An 18,980-nucleotide genomic window follows, 5' to 3' on the forward strand; every position below is an offset into this window, starting at 1 on the left:
TGCGCAACGAATGCATGTTAAAAAAGGCGATAAGGTAAAAGTTTTATCAGGTAAGGATAAGGGCAAACAAGGAACGATTTTAGAAGTTTATCCGAAAAAAGACCGCGTTTTAGTTGAAGGGATTAACATGGTGAAAAAGCACGCAAAACCTTCTCAAGAGAATCCACAAGGTGGAATCTTGAACGTGGAAGCAGCGATTCACGCTTCTAATGTACTGCCAATTGATCCTAAATCTGGAGAGCCAACTCGTGTTGGTTATGAAGTACGCGACGGGAAAAAAGTACGCGTAGCTAAAAAGTCCGGAGAAGCATTAGATAAATAGGTTCTTCGAAAGGAGGTTAACATAGATGAACGAATTAAAGAGTAAGTATCAAGGTGAAATTTTACCGTCTATGATGAGTAAATTTAATTATAAATCAGTAATGGAAGTACCTCGTGTTGAGAAAGTAGTTCTAAACATGGGTGTTGGTGACGCTGTTCAAAATTCTAAAGCATTAGATAGTGCAGTAGAAGAGCTCACATTAATTTCTGGTCAAAAACCAATTGTTACACGTGCGAAGAAATCAATCGCTGGTTTCCGTTTACGTGAAGGAATGCCAATCGGTGTTAAAGTAACATTACGCGGTGAGCGTATGTACGAATTCCTACAAAAATTTATCTCTGTTACACTTCCACGTGTACGTGACTTCCGTGGTGTGTCTAACAAATCATTTGATGGACGTGGGAACTATACTTTAGGTGTTAAAGAGCAATTGATTTTCCCAGAAATTAACTATGACAAAGTAAGTAAAGTTCGTGGTCTAGATATTTCAATTGTAACTACATCTAAAACAGATGAAGAAGCGCATGAACTTTTAGCACAGCTAGGCATGCCTTTCCAAAAATAAGCTGAGGGCTAATGTTAGGAGGTTAATTTGTGGCTAAAAAATCGATGATTGCAAAACAAAAGCGTACACAAAAATTTAAAGTACGTGAATATACACGTTGTGAGCGTTGTGGACGTCCACATTCCGTAATTCGTAAATTCAAATTATGCCGTATTTGTTTCCGTGAACTTGCCCATAAAGGTCAAATTCCTGGTGTCAAAAAAGCAAGCTGGTAAACCCCGATTAGGGAAGGAGGTAATAAGTAATGGTTATGACAGATCCTATTGCAGATATGTTAACTCGTATTCGAAATGCTAACATGGTACGCCATGAAAAGTTAGAGCTACCTTCATCTAAAATGAAACAAGCCATCGCTGAAATCTTGAAGCGTGAAGGTTATGTACGTGATTATGAGGTTGTAGAAGATAGTAAGCAAGGTGTTCTACGTATTTTCCTTAAATACGGTGCTAACGAGGAAAGAGTAATTACTGGACTTAAGCGTATTAGTAAACCAGGTTTACGAGTTTACGCAAAAGCTGATGAGGTACCTCGTGTACTTAACGGTCTTGGAACAGCAATTATTTCAACATCAAAAGGTTTATTAACTGATAAAGAAGCGCGTTCTCAAGCTATGGGCGGAGAAATTATCGCTTACATTTGGTAATTCGTATTTTTAAGACAGGAGGTGCAATAAATGTCTCGTATTGGACTTAAACCAATTGAAATTCCACAAGGTGTAGAAGTTAAAATTGGTGATAACAACCATGTAGAAGTTAAAGGACCAAAAGGTGAATTAACTAGAAATCTACATACGGATATCAACATTAAAGTAGAAGAAAATCAAGTATTGGTTGAACGGAAAAATGACCAAAAACAACAACGTTCATTACATGGAACAACTCGTAGCTTACTATCCAATATGATCGAAGGTGTTCATGCTGGTTATGAGAAACACTTAGAAATTATTGGGGTTGGATACCGTGCACAAATGCAAGGTACTAAGCTAGTAGTTGGTGCAGGATATTCACATCCTGTGGAGTTCGAACAAGAAGAAGGAATTACAATCGAAGTACCTAAGAACACTGAAATTATTGTTAAAGGTATCGATAAAGAGCGCGTAGGTGCTGTTGCAGCAAACATCCGTGCGGTTAGACCACCTGAGCCTTACAAAGGTAAAGGAATTCGTTACAAAGGCGAACACGTTCGTCGTAAAGAAGGTAAAACTGCTAAGTAAAGCGTAGCTAAGCACTGAAAGGAGGACTTTTAATGATTACAAAGCCTACAAGAAACTCTGGGCGTAAGAAAAGACATAAACGTATTCGTAACCATATTACTGGAACTCAGGAACGTCCACGTTTAAATGTGTATCGTTCTAACAAATACATTTATGCTCAATTAATTGATGATGTAAGTGGCACTACATTAGCAAGTGCTTCCTCACTGGATAAAGATTTAAAATTAGAATCATCTGGTAATATTGAAGCAGCTCAACAAGTTGGTGAGCTAATCGCTAAGCGTGGGCAAGAGAAAGGTATTAAATCTGTTGTTTTCGACCGAAGTGGTTATCTGTTTCATGGACGTATAAAGGCATTAGCTGATTCTGCTCGTGAGGCAGGGCTAGAATTTTAATAGTCGAAGAAGGAGGGATATCGATGGCTAACAACATTGATCCAAATAAATTAGAGCTTGAAGAACGTGTAGTTACAATCAACCGTGTTGCTAAAGTTGTTAAAGGTGGACGTCGTTTTCGTTTTGCTGCTTTAGTTGTGGTTGGAGATCATAACGGACATGTAGGTTTCGGTACAGGTAAAGCACAAGAAGTACCTGAAGCTATTAAAAAAGCTGTAGATGATGCGAAGAAGAACTTAATTAAAGTACCATTAGTTGGAACTACAATTCCACATGATATTAATGGCCGTTTCGGATCAGGTCATGTACTTTTAAAGCCAGCTACTGAAGGTACAGGAGTTATTTCTGGTGGACCAGTTCGTGCGGTACTTGAACTTGCAGGTGTTGGTGATATTCTAACTAAATCTTTAGGTTCAAGTACACCAATCAATATGATTCGTGCAACTTTAAATGGACTAACTAACTTAAAGCGCGCAGAAGACGTTGCTAAATTACGTGGTAAGTCTGTAGAAGAGTTATTAGGATAAGGAGGGAAACAATATGTCTAAAAAACTAGAAATTACCCTCACACGCAGTGTTATTGGTAAAAGTGATAACCAACGTAAAACAGTTCAAGCACTTGGACTTAAGAAAATTAACGGTTCGGTAGTTCGTGAAGATAATCCTGCCGTTCGTGGTATGATTAATAAAGTATCCCACATCGTTTCGGTAAAAGAAATATAATCATTAATAAACGAAAAAGGAGGTGCTCCAATGAAACTTCATGAATTAGAAACTAATCGTGAAAAGCGTAAGCGTGTAGGTCGTGGAATGTCTTCTGGTAGCGGAAAAACATCTGGACGTGGGCAAAAAGGACAAAAAGCACGTTCTAAAGTAAGAGTAGGTTTTGAAGGTGGTCAAACTCCTTTATTCCAACGTTTACCTAAGCGTGGTTTTACAAATATTCATCGTAAAGAATACGCAATTATCAACTTAGATGCTCTTGGCAGATTTGATGAAGGCACAGAAGTTACACCTGAGCTATTACTTGAACAAGGGGTTGTGAGTAATTTAAAAGCAGGCCTTAAAGTATTAAGTCGAGGTTCACTTGACAAAAAACTTACTGTAAAAGCTCATAAATTCTCTGCTGCAGCAAAAGAAGCAATCGAGGCAGCGGGCGGTAAAGCGGAGGTGTTATAATGTTTAACACAATCTCCAATTTTATGCGAGTAGCTGATATTCGTAGAAAAATTTTATTTACATTATTAATACTAGTTATATTCCGTCTTGGCACATTCATTCCTGTGCCATTCACGGATAGAACAGCTATTGATTTTATGAACCAACAAAATGTTTTTGGTTTTTTAAATACATTTGGTGGTGGAGCATTAGAAAACTTCTCCATTTTTGCAATGGGAATTATGCCTTACATTACAGCGTCAATCATTATGCAGTTATTGCAAATGGACGTTGTAGCTAAGTTTTCAGAGTGGAAGAAACAGGGAGAAATGGGCCGTAAGAAATTAGCTCAAGTTACCAGATATGGTACAATTGTTCTTGCTTTCATTCAGGCAATCGTAATGTCAATTGGATTTAACGCAATGGCTGGTGGTGCATTAATTCAGAACCCAAGCTTCAGCAAATTCATGGTTATTGCGATTGTATTGACTGCTGGAACAGCTTTCTTAATGTGGCTAGGTGAAGAGATTACAGCTAAAGGTGTAGGTAATGGTATTTCGATTATTATCTTTGGTGGTATCGTAGCAGCTGTACCAAATGGTGTAAGACAATTATATGCACAGTATTTTACAAACCCTGGTGATGAGTTATTCATCAACATCGTTATCGTAGCTTTAATTGTTTTAGTTATCATTGCTGTAACTGTTGGAGTAATCTTCATTCAACAAGCATTACGTAAAATTCCGATTCAATATGCAAAAAGACTAGTAAACCGTTCGCCAGTTGGAGGACATTCTACTCATTTACCACTTAAGTTAAATGCAGCAGGTGTTATTCCAGTAATCTTTGCAATTGCATTTATTATGGCGCCAAGAACGATTGCGAGCTTTTTTACAGATAGTAAGGTTGCAAATGTCATCGAAACAATATTCGATTCGACACAACCAATCGGAATGGCACTTTATGTAGTCTTAATTATTGCCTTCACATATTTCTATACTTTTGTTCAAGTTAACCCTGAGCAAATGGCAGAAAACTTGCAGAAGCAAGGTGGATACATTCCTGGCATTCGTCCTGGTAAAAATACAGAGACTTACTTAACTCGTATTATGTACCGATTAACATTTGTTGGAGCAATTTTCTTAGCAGTAGTTGCTGTAATGCCAATGGTTTTAGGAACCTTAGCAGATCTTCCACAAACCATTCAAATTGGTGGAACTGGCTTACTTATCGTAGTTGGTGTTGCGCTACAAACGATGAAACAGCTGGAAAGTCAACTTGTACAAAGACATTACAGAGGTTTTATTAAGTAATAATTTGCTACCAATGAGAGCGAGGGGAATAAGATTGAATCTGATATTGATGGGGCTGCCTGGAGCTGGTAAAGGGACTCAGGCAGAAAAGATAAAAGAAAAATATAATATCCCTCATATTTCAACAGGCGATATGTTCAGATTAGCAATAAAAGAAGGAACAGACCTAGGTAAACAGGCGAAAGAGTTCATGGATCAAGGTAATCTTGTCCCGGATGAAGTAACCATTGGGATTGTTCAAGAGCGACTAAGTAAAGCTGATTGTCAAAACGGTTTTTTATTGGATGGATTTCCAAGAACAGTTGCTCAAGCAGAAGCATTAGAAAAATTGTTAATGGACATGAACACTTCTATCGATTACACATTACATGTTGATGTGCCTGTAGAGAAACTAATGGAGCGTCTTACAGGGCGTAGAATTTGTCCAGTTTGTGGGACTTCATATCATGTGATATATAATCCTCCTAAAAAAGAGGGTATATGTGATAAGGATGGAGCTAAATTAATTCAACGCGAAGATGATACTGCTGAAACAGTTCAAAATCGCTTAGAAGTTAATATAAAGCAATCACAGCCTTTACTTGATTTCTATGCAAACAAAGGATATCTTGTTACACTTAATGGGGATCAGGATATTAATCAAGTCTTTAAGGACATTGAAAGTAAATTAGAAGAGATATGCTAACAAAATAAGATAGTGAATAAAGCTATTTTATTTGTTGAAATATAGAACGTAATTTTGCAACTTGAGAGATCAGTAATCAACTAAGTGATATTTAGTTTAAAAGATAGAACGAAAAAACGTATAGCGTAAAAACTTTCACGTTTATTTGATGCTAGATCAGGTAACTATTATAGAATTAGGATGATTATAACCTGAGTGATGTGGTCATTGTTTGATCGAAGCTGGATGAATTCCGCGAACAGATCATATTGTTCGTATAATAAAATGCTTATTATACAAGCGGACGGGGAAACGTATATATGACTGATCAAAGAATGAATTTCAGTGCGTTACTTATGGAGATGAGATATCTCTCCAGAAATCCAAAATAGCCTTCTAGAAACTGGTCGTGTCACAAATAGTAAGTTTTATGGTTTACTATATAAGGTTATAAAGAATGTGACTGATTTGAAGAAGGGAGAATGATGTTCATGGCGAAAGAAGATGTAATTGAAATTGAAGGTACTGTAATTGAAACATTGCCTAACGCTATGTTTAATGTAGAACTTGAAAATGGCCATACTGTATTAGCGCATGTTTCTGGTAAAATTCGTATGCATTTTATTCGTATTCTACCAGGCGATAAAGTAACAGTTGAACTTTCCCCATATGATTTAACAAGAGGACGAATTACGTACCGTTATAAGTAGGCATGAGCTCCGATATAAGAGGAGGTATGGATGATGAAGGTAAGAGCATCAGTTAAACCTATTTGCGAAAAATGCAAAGTCATTAAGCGTAAAGGTAAAATTATGGTGATTTGTGAGAATCCAAAACATAAGCAAAAACAAGGATAATAACGAAGGAGGTGCATGGCACGCATGGCACGTATTGCAGGTATAGATATTCCACGTAACAAACGCGTAGTTATTTCTTTAACATCTATTTATGGAATCGGAAGAACTTCAGCGGAAAAGATCCTTGCAGAAGCAGGTGTTTCTGAAGATACTCGTGTACGCGACTTAACTGAAGAAGAACTAGGTAAACTACGTTCTGCAGTTGAGCAATACACTATTGAAGGTGACCTACGTCGTGAAGTGTCTCTTAACATTAAGCGTTTAGTAGAGATTGGAGCATACAGAGGTATTCGCCATCGTCGCGGATTACCAGTTCGTGGGCAGAACACTAAGAACAACTCACGTACTCGTAAAGGTCCACGTCGTACAATCGCTAACAAGAAGAAATAATTGGGTAAAGGAGGTAACTAACCAATGGCTCGTAAATCAAATAATACACGTAAACGTCGTGTGAAAAAGAATATTAGCTCAGGAATAGCACATATTCATTCTACGTTCAACAATACTATTGTAACGATTACTGATACACAAGGTAATGCACTTTCTTGGAGTAGTGCTGGTGCACTTGGTTTCAAAGGTTCTCGTAAATCAACACCATTTGCTGCACAAATGGCTTCTGAAACAGCAGCTAAAGGTGCGGTTGAACATGGAATGAAAACTCTTGAAGTTACGGTTAAAGGACCTGGCGCTGGTCGTGAAGCGGCTATTCGTTCATTACAAGCAGCAGGACTTGAAGTTACAGCTATTCGTGATGTAACACCTGTTCCACACAATGGTTGTCGCCCACCAAAACGTCGTCGTGTATAATAAACCGTACGTATAGAATTTGTCACCCTGTCTATAATGGGATATGATAGCTGAATAATAAGGCATAGAAGGTTTATATCACGATGGAAGTGTAGGACTGAGCTTTTGCATACCATTTAACTACTCAGTTAATCATTTTTATTCAAAGAAACAAACCTTAAAGCATCGTAGAGACAAAAAAGTACGAAACGGAAAAATAGCGCAAAGCTTATATGCCTATTTTGAAAAATCGGTTGGGCGCAATGTGTCTAACCGTTGTTTCGACGTTTTAAAGGAGGGCTTTATAGAATGATCGAAATTGAAAAACCAACTATTGAAACAGTAGAGATCAGTGATGATGTCACATCTGGAAAGTTTGTTATTGAGCCACTTGAACGTGGATATGGAACCACAATAGGGAATTCCCTACGTCGTATCCTATTATCTTCATTACCAGGTGCTGCTATAACAACAGTACAAATTGATGGAGTTCTACATGAATTTTCGACCATTGATGGCGTAGTTGAAGATGTAACAACTATCATCCTGAACTTAAAAAAGTTAGCCCTAAAAATCTACTCTGATGAAGTAAAGACATTAGAACTGAATGCCCAGGGAGAAGGGGTAGTTACGGCTGCAGATTTAACATATGACAGTGATGTAGAAGTTCTTAATCCAGAATTAGAGATTGCTACATTAACAGATACAGGGAAGCTTTATATGAAAATCACTGCAGAACGTGGTCGTGGTTACCGTCCAGCGAAGGAAAACCAACACGACTCACAGCCAATTGGCGTTATTCCTGTAGATTCGATTTTCACACCAGTATCCAGAGTGAGCTATCAAGTTGAAAATACTCGTGTAGGTCAAGTAGCTAACTATGATAAATTAACACTTGATGTATTAACAAACGGTAGTATTCGCCCTGAAGAAGCTGTTTCCTTGGGTGCTAAAGTATTTACCGAACACTTAAATATTTTCGTAGGCCTTACGGATGAAGCACAGAACATCGAGATTATGGTTGAGAAAGAAGAAGACCAGAAAGAGAAAGTAATGGAGAAGACAATTGAAGAACTTGATCTATCCGTTCGCTCTTATAACTGCTTGAAGCGTGCTGGCATCAATACCGTACAGGAACTTGCTACGAAATCAGAAGAAGATATGATGAAGGTTCGTAACTTGGGTCGTAAATCATTAGATGAAATTAAATTAAAACTAATAGACTTAGGCTTAGGATTACGCAACGACGACTAATCAAATAGACATCTTTAGATTTATTGTAAGGGAGGGATTGGCAATGGCTAGAAAATTAGGTCGTACAACAGATGCCCGTATGGCATTACTTCGCAACTTAGCGTCTGATTTAATCATTCATGAACGTATTGAAACAACAGAAGCAAAAGCGAAAGATCTAAGATCAGTAGTGGATAAAATGATCACACTTGGTAAGCGTGGAGACCTTAATGCTCGTCGCCAAGCTGCAGCATTCTTATATCACCAAGAAGCAAATGAAAACGAAAGCGTTCTTCAAAAACTTTTTGATGATGTTGCTAAGCGTTATGATGACCGTCAAGGCGGATATACACGTGTTCTTAAATTAGGACCTCGTCGTGGTGATGGAGCTCCAATGGCAATTATCGAGCTAGTATAATTTTTAAACAAGTGAAATAAAGCATAGTGTGGGCAAGGGCGGGACTGAATCTCTTCTGTGAGGTGAATCCAAGCCCTTTTTTGCACTGTTTGCAGTCTTATAGAAATTTGCTTGTTTTAGATGACTAGAGAGGATAGAATTTAGAAGAGATAGTCTTTCTAAATAAAATAGAGTCAGCCCAAAGCTAGAAGAGCTAGAGGAGGCTTAATTAAAGATGAGAAATAAATTAATAGAGTTTAAAAATGTATCCTTTCGTTATGGAGATGAGTATCCTTGGGTTTTAAAGGATGTGTCCTTTCAGATTTATGAAAATGAATGGATCGCTATTATTGGTCATAATGGATCAGGGAAGTCAACAATAGCTAAACTGATGAATGGTTTATTATTCCCTCAAGAAGGACAAATTATTATCGATGGTATAGAGATAAATAAGGATACAGTATGGGATGTTCGAAAGGATGTAGGGATGGTATTTCAAAATCCCGATAACCAATTTGTAGGGACAACGGTACGTGATGATGTTGCTTTTGGTATGGAGAACCGTGGAATACCTCGTTCTGTCATGCTAGAGCGTATAGAATCTTCCTTAAAGGCTGTTGGTATGATGGATTACCAAACTACAGAACCTCATCGACTCTCTGGTGGTCAAAAACAACGAGTTGCCATTGCAAGTGTATTAGCAATCTCACCAAAAGTACTTATTCTAGATGAAGCAACAGCGATGCTTGATCCAAAAGGTAGAAAAGAAATATTAAATACGATATCTCATGTACGATCAGAAAGAGAACTATCGCTTATTACGATTACACATGATTTAACAGAAGTAGTACAGGCTGAAAGAGTTATTGTGATGAATAGAGGGGAAATGCTTTATGAAGGCATGCCTCGCGAAGTTTTTGCAAAGAAAGATACTTTAAGAGAAATCGGCCTAGATGTTCCTTTGATTGCTAGTTTGGCGGAAGAGTTAAAAAAGGTCGGTGTATCTATCACGAATGAGCCATTAAATCATGAAGAATTGCTGGAGGACTTATGGAAATTAAATTCGAGCAGGTAAATTATACATATCAACCGAATACACCCTTTGCTCATCAAGCATTAAAAGATGTCTCTTTCCAAATTCCATCTGGCACATTTGTAGCAATTATTGGACATACTGGCTCAGGGAAATCGACGTTGATTCAGCATTTAAATGGCTTAACTATCCCAACACAAGGAAAAGTACAGATCGGACCATATACATTATCTAAGGAACAGAAATTAAAAGAAATGAAAAATCTGCGAAGTCAGGTTGGTGTTGTTTTTCAGTATCCAGAGCATCAATTGTTTGAGGAAACCGTTGAGAAGGATATTGCATTTGGACCTCAAAATTTTGGTGTAGATGAAGGAGAAATTAAGAAACGCATTGAAAATATATTGCCTCAAGTCGGAATTTCTGCAGAATTACTCCCCCGTTCTCCCTTTGATCTAAGTGGAGGGCAAATGAGAAGAGTTGCCATTGCAGGTGTATTAGCTGTGGAGCCTAAGGTGCTTGTATTAGATGAACCAACAGCTGGATTAGATCCAAGAGGGCAAAAAGAAATGATGGATATGTTCTATCGTTTACATCAAGAAAGAGAGTTAACAACAGTGCTCGTTACACATAGTATGGAAGATGCTTTAAAGTATGCTGATCATGTTATTATCATGAATAAAGGATCGAAGTATATGGAAGGAAAACCACTCGAGGTATTCCAAATGAAAGAAGCACTCCAGAAAGTAAACTTAGATGTTCCAGAAATTATTCATTTCTTGCAGTCCTTTGAGGAGAAATTCGGTTATTCTATTCCATATAAACATCAGTCCTTACATGAGCTAGCATTAGCCATACAAAAGGCATTGAAAGAAGCTGATAGCATATGAATTCGATTATCATTGGACAGTACGTACCAGGAAATTCACTTGTTCATCGCTTAGACCCTCGCACGAAAATAACCATTATTTTCTTCTTTGTTGTTTTCGTATTTTTTGCGAATAATGTACCAAGTTATGGAATATTAGTAACCTTTGCATTGCTCACGGTAGTATTAACTAGAATTCCATATCGTTTTATATTAAAGGGTCTGACACCTGTATGGTTTTTACTAGTTTTCACCTTTATATTGCATATCATTGTAACAAAGGATGGTTCTGTCCTTTTAGAAATATGGAGATTTAAAATATATACTGGTGGTGTTATACAAGGTTTCGCAATTTCATTAAGGTTTTTCTTACTTATTTTAATTACATCCTTGCTTACTTTGACAACAACACCAATTGAAATTACAGATGCTATAGAAGATATGCTACATCCGTTAAAGAAGCTTAAATTTCCGATTCATGAATTAGCTTTAATGATGTCTATCTCTTTGCGCTTTATCCCAACGTTATTACAGGAAACAGATAAAATATCAAAAGCACAAGCTTCACGAGGTGTTGATTTTCGTACTGGTTCCATCAAGGAAAGAGCGAAAGCTATAGTTCCTTTACTCATTCCTTTATTCGTAAGTGCTTTTAAGAGAGCAGAAGAACTTGCAATGGCAATGGAAGCACGAGGGTATAATGGAGGAGAAGGACGAACGAAATTACGAGAATTAAAAATTACAAAGTTAGATATCATTGTTTATTTCGTGTTTATTGTAGTTATTGCAGGATTATTTTTTACAAGAAATTATACAGCATAGACGTAGCTTACTATAGAAAATTGGAGAAATGCAGCAATGGAAAAGATGAAATGTACCCTCAGCTATGATGGGACGAATTATTCTGGGTTTCAAATTCAAGAAAATGGTCGCACCATTCAAGGGGAGATTGAAAAGGCCCTAAAAAAGATACATAAGGGAAAATCCATTCGTATCCAAGCTTCAGGAAGAACAGATGCAGGAGTGCATGCAAGAGCACAGGTGATTCATTTCGAAACAGATCTATATCTTTCTGAGGAAAGCTGGCAAAGAGCTTTAAATACATTATTACCAGCAGATATATATATTCATCAAGTAGTAGAAGTACCAGAATTCTTCCATGCACGTTTTGATGCTATTGCGAAGGAATACCATTATTTCGTATTTAATCGTAAGGAAAGAGATGTTTTCCGTAAAAATTATTTTTACCACTTTCCACATGCCTTAGACATAGAGGCAATGCAAGCGGCTTGCCAATACTTTATTGGAGAGCATGATTTTACTGCATGCTGTTCAACAAGATCGACGATTAAAGGAAGCAAAGTACGAACACTTACGAAATTAAGCTGTGAGAAGCAAGGCGATGAAATAAAATTTGTTGTGCGAGGTAATGGATTTCTGCAGCATATGGTTCGGATTATTGTTGGTACACTAATGGAGGTCGGACAGGGACTACGTAACCCAGAAGAGATTCCAGTGCTACTCGAGAAAAAGGACCGTCGCTTACTCGGGAAAACCGTTCCTGCTCAGGGATTATATCTTTTAGAAGTTGAATATCCATCAGAGTGAGTAATGGAAATATAGTTGTATAAATATAAGAGGGCATTTTTTTGGTTAAAAGTTTAACTGTGAAGTTGGCATGAGCCTTTATCTCATGCGAAAAAATTATATAATAAATTTGCTTTTAAACTTGACTTTGATAGGCAATTTAGATACTATTGAGTATGGTAATTTATTTCTAAGACCACAGTTAGCCCCGGAACTAACTAGTGTTTAAAATATAGGAATAAGATTTAAATGAATCGATGGAGGGAAACCGATTATGCGCACGACTTTCATGGCGAATGAAAATAATATTGAACGCAAATGGTTTGTTGTTGATGCAGAAGGCAAGCGTTTAGGTCGTTTAGCAAGTGAAGTTGCAGCGATTTTACGTGGAAAGCATAAGCCAACATACACACCACATGTTGATACTGGAGATCATGTAATTATTGTAAATGCAGAGAAAATTGAACTAACTGGAAACAAACTTTCTGACAAAATGTATTACCGTCACTCAGGATTTCCTGGTGGATTAAAAGGACGTAATGCAGAAGAAATGTTAGCGAAGTTCCCAGAGCGTGTAACAGAACTTGCAATTAAAGGAATGTTACCAAAAGGTTCTCTTGGACGCAAAATGATTAAAAAATTACACGTATATAGTGGATCAGAACATAACAATCAAGCACAAAAGCCAGAAGTTTACGAACTTCGTGGATAATTAAAGAGGAGGCAAAACATTGGCACAAGTACAATATTACGGAACTGGCCGTCGTAAGACATCGACTGCACGTGTACGCCTTGTTCCAGGAACAGGTCAAATTATTATTAACAAACGTAATGCAGAAGATTACTTCCCATATGAAACTCAACTTATTATTATTAACCAACCACTTGCAACAACTGAAACTCAAGGAACATATGATGTTTTAGTTAATGTTGATGGTGGAGGATATACAGGTCAAGCTGGAGCTATCCGTCACGGAATCGCTAGAGCTTTACTAAAAGTAGATCCAGAATACCGTACTCCGCTTAAGCGTGAAGGCTTCTTAACAAGAGATGCTAGAATGGTTGAGCGTAAGAAATACGGTCTTAAAGGCGCGCGTAGAGCTCCTCAGTTCTCGAAGCGTTAACCTTATATTATTGTATATCAAACCCTTTCTCACTTTGGTGGGAGAGGGTTTTTTTGTGTGGATAAAAAGAAAGTATAAAATTTTGTGCAAATGTGCTCTTATGCAGAAATAGTATTATTTAGATCCGACTCAAAACATTTAATTTCCATAATTTATCTGTATTATGATATAATTTCCATAATTTGCAATATTACATTTTACTAGGAGGGGTGCATATGTCTGACAAAAAAGGTAAGAGCAATGGGAATGGTCAACCGAAACAAAAGTCGAGACGTCAATTTTTGAAAAATTCTGGATTAGTTGTCGGTGGTATTGTTGGTGGAGGTTTATTAGGTACATTTGCTGACAATCTATTTGTATCAGATCAACCAACATCGACTCAACCTAATCAAGGAGAAACGTTAGAAAGAGAGTTTACAGAAACAAGAATGTTCTTTACTCGATTTGAAGATTTTTCTGTATTAGGAGCAGCAGTAGAAAGGATTTATCCGGAAGATGATAATGGTCCTGGTGCAATTGGTTTAGGTGTTCCATATTTTATTGACAAACAATTAGCAGGTCCATATGGCTCGAATAAATTTGACTATATGAAAGGTCCTATTCAAGAAGTAGATGTTGCTTCATCTTATCAAACACTAATGACACGTGGTGAAGTATTTATTGAAGGGATTCGAAAACTAAATGCCGAAAGTTTAAACACTTATGATGAAAGGTTTTATGATTTAGAAGAAGAACAGCAAGATGAGCTATTAACAGCAATGGAAGCTGGAGAAATTGAATTACGTGGTGTTAAAAGTTCTACATTCTTTAGCTTATTACGTCAAATGACCATTGAAGGTGTATATGCTGATCCACTATATGGTGGAAACAAGGACATGATGGGATGGAAAATGAAAGAACATCCAGGAATTCGTGCAGGTTATAGTGACTTAATCGAGGAGGAGGAGTTCCAAGTCATTGAGCAAATGAGTTTAAAAGACTATCAAAGATAACGTAATAAAAGAGGAGGATTGTTATGGCTGTAAAATTAGATAAAGTAGATGTTGTCGTAGTTGGAACTGGTTGGGCTGGTGGAATTCCTTCAGCAGAACTAGCAAAAAAGGGATACAAGGTAGTGGCTTTAGAGCGCGGAAAGGATCATGACCATAGTGATTTCATTGGCTCTAAAGATGAGTTACGTTACGCATCCCGTTATGAAATTATGACAGATAACTCTGTTTCAACTGTTACAGCACGTGATAGTTTAGATGATGAGGCATTTCCGCTTCGAACACAAAGAGAGAACTTTGAAGGAAACAACGTTGGGGGAAGTAGTGCTCACTGGTCAGGAGTTACACAGCGTGGACGCAAATTTGATTTTCAAGCACGCTCGATTACGATTGAGAAATATGGAGAAGATAAAATCCCAGCAGATATGAATTTACAGGATATGGGGATAACATATGATGAATTAGAACCTTATTTTGACAGATTCGAAAAAACAGCTGGGACATCCGGTGAAGATGATCCAATGGGACCACCACGTAGCGATAGTTATCCTACAGGGCCAATGCGTGCTTCCTACCCAGTAAAGTTATTTAAAGAAGCAGCAACTAATTTAGGATACCATCCAGTTATGGTACCGTCTGCTAACCTTTCTGAACAATATGAGAATCCAGATGGAGAAACCATTAATGCTTGTCAATATTGTTCATTCTGTATGATGTATGGTTGTGACTTTGGTGCAAAATCAGACCCAATTGGAACAGTTATCCCTACAGCTATGAAAACAGGTAATTTTGAATTACGTACAGAATCCTATGCGCGTCGCGTATTACATGAAGATGGAAAAGCTACCGGTATTTTATATGTAGACATGCGTTCGGGAATTGAATATGAGCAACCTGCTGATGTGGTTATTTTAGGCGGTTACACGATTTCCAACACACACTTAATGTTACTTTCTGAAATTGGTAAACCATATAATCCGGAAACTGGTGAAGGAGTTATTGGTAAAAACTCTGCTGGATTACAGTCTCCAGGTGGAAGTGCGACTGGTTTCTTCGAAAATATAAAATTCAACTTATTTATGGGAGCAGGCGCCTTAGGGGGTACATTTAGTGACCTTGATAGTGACAACCTCGATCATACTGATTTAGACTTTATCGGTGGAGGTATTTGCGAAATTCGTCAACGTGGCTCAGGACCAATCGGTTTTAATCCGGTACCGCGAGGCACACCACAATGGGGGAAAGAGTATAAAGAGAAATCACTCCACTATGCAAACCGTATGTTAAGTATTGGATTTATGTCACCATCATTTGGTTGGAAATTTAACTATATGGACTTAGATCCAAACTATACAGACATGTTCAATGATCCATTATTAAGAATTACACACTCGGTTACAGAACACGATCAAAAATACTCAGAGTACTTTGCTGATCGTGCAGAAGAACTCATGAAAGAAATGGGAGCAGACATTGTTGAAAAAAGTAATCCACCACAAGGATGGGGCCATACACAAGGCTATGGTGAAACAACTGGTGGAGTAATTATGGGAGATGCCCCAGAGACTTCTGCAATAAACAACTACTCTCAAGTATGGGATATGGAAAATCTATTTGTAATCGGAGCATCTGCTTTACCACATAAAATTCCTCAACAAACATGTACAATCGGTGCATTAGCATACCGTGCTGCAGAAGGAATTGACAAGTACTTATCAGACGGTAGTGGATTGTTAGTTGAAGCTGAAACGAAAGAGAAAGTATAAATAGCTAATTTATAATACATGCAAAGGAGGGTGGGGAAAAAAATTTGCTAGCGCAAATAATCCAACAAAGTTTCATCAAAGCGTAGGAAATGTACATAGACTCCTATTCGACTAAAGTCGGTCACGTCACGTAAAAACAACCAGAGGGAGCTTGAATAGATGTCACACTTGTGCTCATGGTGAAAGCGAAGTGTATTTCCGAAGCGGAGGATTACCTCTAGTTTTGTTTGGTAATGCTAGCCCAAATCTTTTTGCCCATCCCCTTATTTCTTTTAAAATAATAAACTCTGGGTGTTTTAGTAGAAAGGGTGTTATCAGAGTGAAAAAAACATTGTTTAACATTATGCTACTCATCTTTACACTTACAATTGCTGCTTGTAGTAACGAAAAAATTGAAACTAACATGTCTTCGACTGTCGCAGATTTTGAATTTACAGACCAGCATAATGAAGCCTTTGCATCAGAACAATTAAAAGATGACTGGTGGATTGCTTATTTTTTCTATACAAACTGTACAATGGTTTGCCCACAAACAACCGCCAATATCGTAAACGTACAAACAACACTAAGTGATGAAGGCATAACACCGTCAATTATCGGCTTCAGTGTAGACCCCGATACTGATACACCAACAGTACTCCAAGATTACGCAGCAATATATGGTGCAAATCTTGAAACCATGACTTTTTTAACTGGATATGAATTTGACACAATAAAAGAACTATCCAACAAATCATTTAAAACCGTACTAGACGGAGGAGGACCAGAAGGCCATGCATATGCACATAGCACGTCTTTCTTCCTTATCAATCCGAAAGGCGAAGTCATTAAACGATATGATGGCCTATCACAGTCAGATCTTGAGAAACTTATTGCAGATGTGAAAAACATAATGTGAAAATGAAAATCTTATAAATTTTATTTTAGAATTTCATTTTTTGATAGAGTAAAAAAACATTATTTCTTGCATCATAATTTAGATAACAACAGCATTGCTCTTTCTGTTCATGATATCGATGATGACTGATGCCGTAAAAGCAATTAGATAATCTATCTATATATAGAATCTACTGGTGGACTGACAAGTTACCAGTATTTTGATTGACAACAACGTACATACCATCCCCAGACGCTAGGAACGAGCATTAATAATAAGGGAAACCTTTTAGGTGTGTTGATCGAATGTATTAACATCCAAAGTACAATGCTTTTACAACCCTCTCTAATAAGCGTCTGCTTCATCTGCAGATAAATTAAATGCCCCAAACTAATAGTGTATATGATTTATGTCGTGCTTCTTCTAAGATTGGCAAGGCTGATTTATGCTGGCCTGTCACCTAGCTTTTCCCTCTACTTAATCGTGATAAAATGTTATAAATAATTTAACAGATTTAAAGTATTCGCATCTTATGGAAGATTGCTTTGTCATCAATTCTAGTTAATATAAAGAAGAACCTTCAACAAGCAATAGAATTTAATTCATTATCTAGGAGTTATAGCTGCGGCACTTTATTTCTTGTTTTCAAGAAGTGGCAAATGATTTTTGCAGGAAATAGGGCTTATACTCTAGAATCCAACAATGTTATTTAATATATTATTCAAAGAACAGGAGAACCCAGAAATGTATGAACCAAAGATGAAAGAAAATGATAATAGTGTAATTGAATTTATTAAAAGTGTGGAAAGTGAGAAGAAGAGAGCAGATGCCTATCAATTATTAGAGATTTTTGAAGAAGTAACTGGTTATGATGCGAAAATGTGGGGACCTAGTATTATAGGATTTGGTAGCTATCACTATAAGTATGCATCAGGTCATGAAGGAGATGCACCTTTAGTGGGTTTCTCACCAAGAAAGGCTAAAATTAGTCTTTATTTGGATTATGAAAGTGAAGAAAGAGAAAAATTATTGGAAAACTTCGGTAAACATACGAAGAGTAAGGCTTGTATTTACGTTAATAAAATAGCTGATATTGACACTTATGTATTAAAGGAATTAATCAGACATACAGTAGAGAAATATCGAAAGCTTTATCCAAATGAATAAGGTTTTTACCATGAATCTAAATTTACGTTCTACTTTTTGAAGCAGTAAGTATCGTTAAAGTAGGGTAATGATCATCTTAATCGGTAACTTATATCGAAAAATTATTGTTAGACACTATAAAGAAAAAGTAAAATCTTCATATCGCGTGGCGCAAATGAATCATCCTTTTTATATGTTAAAATAAACCCGAAGATTATAATTTACGAGATCATATTGCAGTATAAAGGAAAGGGGAGAGAAGAATGGAAAGGAAATATAGGGATATTGTAGGCGAAAGAATTAAGGAAAGTAATACGGATTTACAAAATCTCCCGGGAATGGGTAAACCACTTCCTAAAGATTATACGCAAAAGGATACATTTCAACACTTTCAAAAAATAGTAAAGGATGCTGGATTTTTACCACCGTGGTTGAAGCTACAAAAAGAAATAGCGGCTTTATTGGATGAGGTTGAAACAGAAATTGATATAGAAGAAATTAATAAGAAAGTTAAAAAATATAATCGCATGTGCCCTACCCCATTACAAAAAAATTTAGTAAGCCTATCTAATTTAGAGAAATCTAAAAAAAGCTGGGAATCAAATTAGGTGAAAATCGTGAGGCAGTGTAGCTTCCTTAGATGGCTTGCCTGTCACATTTCTTAACAAATCCTAATCGGGAACAAAGATT

28 protein-coding genes are annotated in these 18,980 nt (G+C 37.0%); all 28 read left to right on the plus strand.

The genetic code is table 11. The annotated features are described in order from the left end of the window. The first annotated feature begins 10 nt into the window (after window positions 1-10). The 28 genes from rplX to AB4Y30_RS00840 all read left to right on the plus strand — a co-directional run bounded on the left by rplX (window position 11) and on the right by AB4Y30_RS00840 (window position 18,898). Window positions 11-322, plus strand: coding sequence for a 50S ribosomal protein L24 (rplX, locus tag AB4Y30_RS00705; protein ID WP_368653617.1), 312 nt, complete (start codon window positions 11-13; stop codon window positions 320-322). A gap of 25 nt (window positions 323-347) precedes the next feature. After that, complete coding sequence (rplE, locus tag AB4Y30_RS00710) at window positions 348-887, plus strand: 50S ribosomal protein L5 (protein ID WP_368653618.1); 540 nt, start codon at window positions 348-350, stop codon at window positions 885-887. Window positions 888-916: 29 nt separating this feature from the next. Then, window positions 917-1,102 (plus strand): type Z 30S ribosomal protein S14, encoded by a 186-nt coding sequence (locus AB4Y30_RS00715; RefSeq protein WP_368653619.1) that lies wholly within the window; start codon window positions 917-919, stop codon window positions 1,100-1,102. A gap of 29 nt (window positions 1,103-1,131) precedes the next feature. Continuing rightward, on the plus strand, window positions 1,132-1,530 hold the full coding sequence (rpsH, locus tag AB4Y30_RS00720; RefSeq protein WP_368653620.1) for a 30S ribosomal protein S8: 399 nt from the start codon (window positions 1,132-1,134) through the stop codon (window positions 1,528-1,530). Window positions 1,531-1,560: 30 nt separating this feature from the next. Further along, entirely contained in the window at window positions 1,561-2,100 is a 540-nt protein-coding gene (gene rplF / locus AB4Y30_RS00725; protein ID WP_368653621.1) for a 50S ribosomal protein L6, read from the plus strand. A gap of 32 nt (window positions 2,101-2,132) precedes the next feature. Continuing rightward, window positions 2,133-2,495: a 50S ribosomal protein L18 gene (rplR, locus tag AB4Y30_RS00730; protein WP_368653622.1), complete on the plus strand. Its 363-nt coding sequence runs from the start codon at window positions 2,133-2,135 to the stop codon at window positions 2,493-2,495. Between the two features lie 23 nt (window positions 2,496-2,518). Further along, complete coding sequence (rpsE, locus tag AB4Y30_RS00735) at window positions 2,519-3,022, plus strand: 30S ribosomal protein S5 (RefSeq protein ID WP_368653623.1); 504 nt, start codon at window positions 2,519-2,521, stop codon at window positions 3,020-3,022. A gap of 13 nt (window positions 3,023-3,035) precedes the next feature. Continuing rightward, entirely contained in the window at window positions 3,036-3,218 is a 183-nt protein-coding gene (gene rpmD / locus AB4Y30_RS00740; RefSeq protein WP_368653624.1) for a 50S ribosomal protein L30, read from the plus strand. 30 nt (window positions 3,219-3,248) lie between these two features. Continuing rightward, window positions 3,249-3,674, plus strand: a complete 426-nt coding sequence (gene rplO, locus AB4Y30_RS00745; protein ID WP_368653625.1) for a 50S ribosomal protein L15 — start codon at window positions 3,249-3,251, stop codon at window positions 3,672-3,674. Further along, the gene (gene secY / locus AB4Y30_RS00750) at window positions 3,674-4,966 is read left to right on the plus strand and encodes a preprotein translocase subunit SecY (protein ID WP_368653626.1); all 1,293 of its coding nucleotides are present in this window, start codon (window positions 3,674-3,676) and stop codon (window positions 4,964-4,966) included. Before rplO ends, secY begins: the two co-directional genes overlap by 1 nt. A gap of 34 nt (window positions 4,967-5,000) precedes the next feature. Continuing rightward, a complete protein-coding gene (locus AB4Y30_RS00755; protein WP_368653627.1) occupies window positions 5,001-5,651 on the plus strand; it encodes an adenylate kinase in 651 nt (216 codons plus the stop codon). 470 nt (window positions 5,652-6,121) lie between these two features. Next, window positions 6,122-6,340 (plus strand): translation initiation factor IF-1, encoded by a 219-nt coding sequence (gene infA, locus AB4Y30_RS00760; RefSeq protein WP_368653628.1) that lies wholly within the window; start codon window positions 6,122-6,124, stop codon window positions 6,338-6,340. 33 nt (window positions 6,341-6,373) lie between these two features. Beyond that, window positions 6,374-6,487: a 50S ribosomal protein L36 gene (gene rpmJ / locus AB4Y30_RS00765; RefSeq protein WP_368653629.1), complete on the plus strand. Its 114-nt coding sequence runs from the start codon at window positions 6,374-6,376 to the stop codon at window positions 6,485-6,487. Between the two features lie 24 nt (window positions 6,488-6,511). After that, window positions 6,512-6,877: a 30S ribosomal protein S13 gene (rpsM, locus tag AB4Y30_RS00770; protein ID WP_368653630.1), complete on the plus strand. Its 366-nt coding sequence runs from the start codon at window positions 6,512-6,514 to the stop codon at window positions 6,875-6,877. Window positions 6,878-6,901: 24 nt separating this feature from the next. Continuing rightward, window positions 6,902-7,294, plus strand: coding sequence for a 30S ribosomal protein S11 (gene rpsK, locus AB4Y30_RS00775; RefSeq protein ID WP_368653631.1), 393 nt, complete (start codon window positions 6,902-6,904; stop codon window positions 7,292-7,294). 288 nt (window positions 7,295-7,582) lie between these two features. Next, complete coding sequence (locus tag AB4Y30_RS00780) at window positions 7,583-8,527, plus strand: DNA-directed RNA polymerase subunit alpha (protein WP_368653632.1); 945 nt, start codon at window positions 7,583-7,585, stop codon at window positions 8,525-8,527. Between the two features lie 43 nt (window positions 8,528-8,570). Continuing rightward, window positions 8,571-8,924: a 50S ribosomal protein L17 gene (gene rplQ / locus AB4Y30_RS00785; protein WP_368653633.1), complete on the plus strand. Its 354-nt coding sequence runs from the start codon at window positions 8,571-8,573 to the stop codon at window positions 8,922-8,924. 214 nt (window positions 8,925-9,138) lie between these two features. Continuing rightward, window positions 9,139-9,978, plus strand: a complete 840-nt coding sequence (locus AB4Y30_RS00790; RefSeq protein WP_368653634.1) for an energy-coupling factor ABC transporter ATP-binding protein — start codon at window positions 9,139-9,141, stop codon at window positions 9,976-9,978. Beyond that, window positions 9,954-10,823 carry an energy-coupling factor ABC transporter ATP-binding protein gene (locus AB4Y30_RS00795; protein WP_368653635.1) on the plus strand — a complete coding sequence of 290 codons (870 nt, stop codon included), beginning with the start codon at window positions 9,954-9,956 and terminating at the stop codon, window positions 10,821-10,823. Before AB4Y30_RS00790 ends, AB4Y30_RS00795 begins: the two co-directional genes overlap by 25 nt. Further along, window positions 10,820-11,623, plus strand: coding sequence for an energy-coupling factor transporter transmembrane protein EcfT (locus AB4Y30_RS00800; RefSeq protein WP_368653636.1), 804 nt, complete (start codon window positions 10,820-10,822; stop codon window positions 11,621-11,623). The genes AB4Y30_RS00795 and AB4Y30_RS00800 overlap by 4 nt, the downstream gene beginning before the upstream one ends. Before the next feature lie 36 nt (window positions 11,624-11,659). Beyond that, window positions 11,660-12,409 carry a tRNA pseudouridine(38-40) synthase TruA gene (truA, locus tag AB4Y30_RS00805; RefSeq protein ID WP_368653637.1) on the plus strand — a complete coding sequence of 250 codons (750 nt, stop codon included), beginning with the start codon at window positions 11,660-11,662 and terminating at the stop codon, window positions 12,407-12,409. Window positions 12,410-12,662: 253 nt separating this feature from the next. Then, window positions 12,663-13,100 (plus strand): 50S ribosomal protein L13, encoded by a 438-nt coding sequence (rplM, locus tag AB4Y30_RS00810; protein ID WP_368653638.1) that lies wholly within the window; start codon window positions 12,663-12,665, stop codon window positions 13,098-13,100. Between the two features lie 19 nt (window positions 13,101-13,119). Further along, window positions 13,120-13,512 (plus strand): 30S ribosomal protein S9, encoded by a 393-nt coding sequence (rpsI, locus tag AB4Y30_RS00815; RefSeq protein ID WP_368653639.1) that lies wholly within the window; start codon window positions 13,120-13,122, stop codon window positions 13,510-13,512. A gap of 215 nt (window positions 13,513-13,727) precedes the next feature. Beyond that, window positions 13,728-14,504, plus strand: coding sequence for a gluconate 2-dehydrogenase subunit 3 family protein (locus AB4Y30_RS00820; RefSeq protein WP_368653640.1), 777 nt, complete (start codon window positions 13,728-13,730; stop codon window positions 14,502-14,504). Between the two features lie 23 nt (window positions 14,505-14,527). Further along, complete coding sequence (locus AB4Y30_RS00825; RefSeq protein WP_368653641.1) at window positions 14,528-16,267, plus strand: GMC family oxidoreductase; 1,740 nt, start codon at window positions 14,528-14,530, stop codon at window positions 16,265-16,267. A gap of 319 nt (window positions 16,268-16,586) precedes the next feature. Beyond that, complete coding sequence (locus AB4Y30_RS00830) at window positions 16,587-17,165, plus strand: SCO family protein (RefSeq protein WP_368653642.1); 579 nt, start codon at window positions 16,587-16,589, stop codon at window positions 17,163-17,165. A gap of 723 nt (window positions 17,166-17,888) precedes the next feature. Continuing rightward, window positions 17,889-18,311 carry a DUF1801 domain-containing protein gene (locus AB4Y30_RS00835; protein WP_368653643.1) on the plus strand — a complete coding sequence of 141 codons (423 nt, stop codon included), beginning with the start codon at window positions 17,889-17,891 and terminating at the stop codon, window positions 18,309-18,311. 242 nt (window positions 18,312-18,553) lie between these two features. Then, entirely contained in the window at window positions 18,554-18,898 is a 345-nt protein-coding gene (locus AB4Y30_RS00840) for a DUF1992 domain-containing protein (RefSeq protein WP_368653644.1), read from the plus strand. The last annotated feature ends 82 nt before the right edge of the window (window positions 18,899-18,980 follow it).

The sequence above is a fragment of the Ornithinibacillus sp. 4-3 genome (assembly GCF_040958695.1).
Lineage (GTDB): Bacteria > Bacillota > Bacilli > Bacillales > Amphibacillaceae > CALAMD01.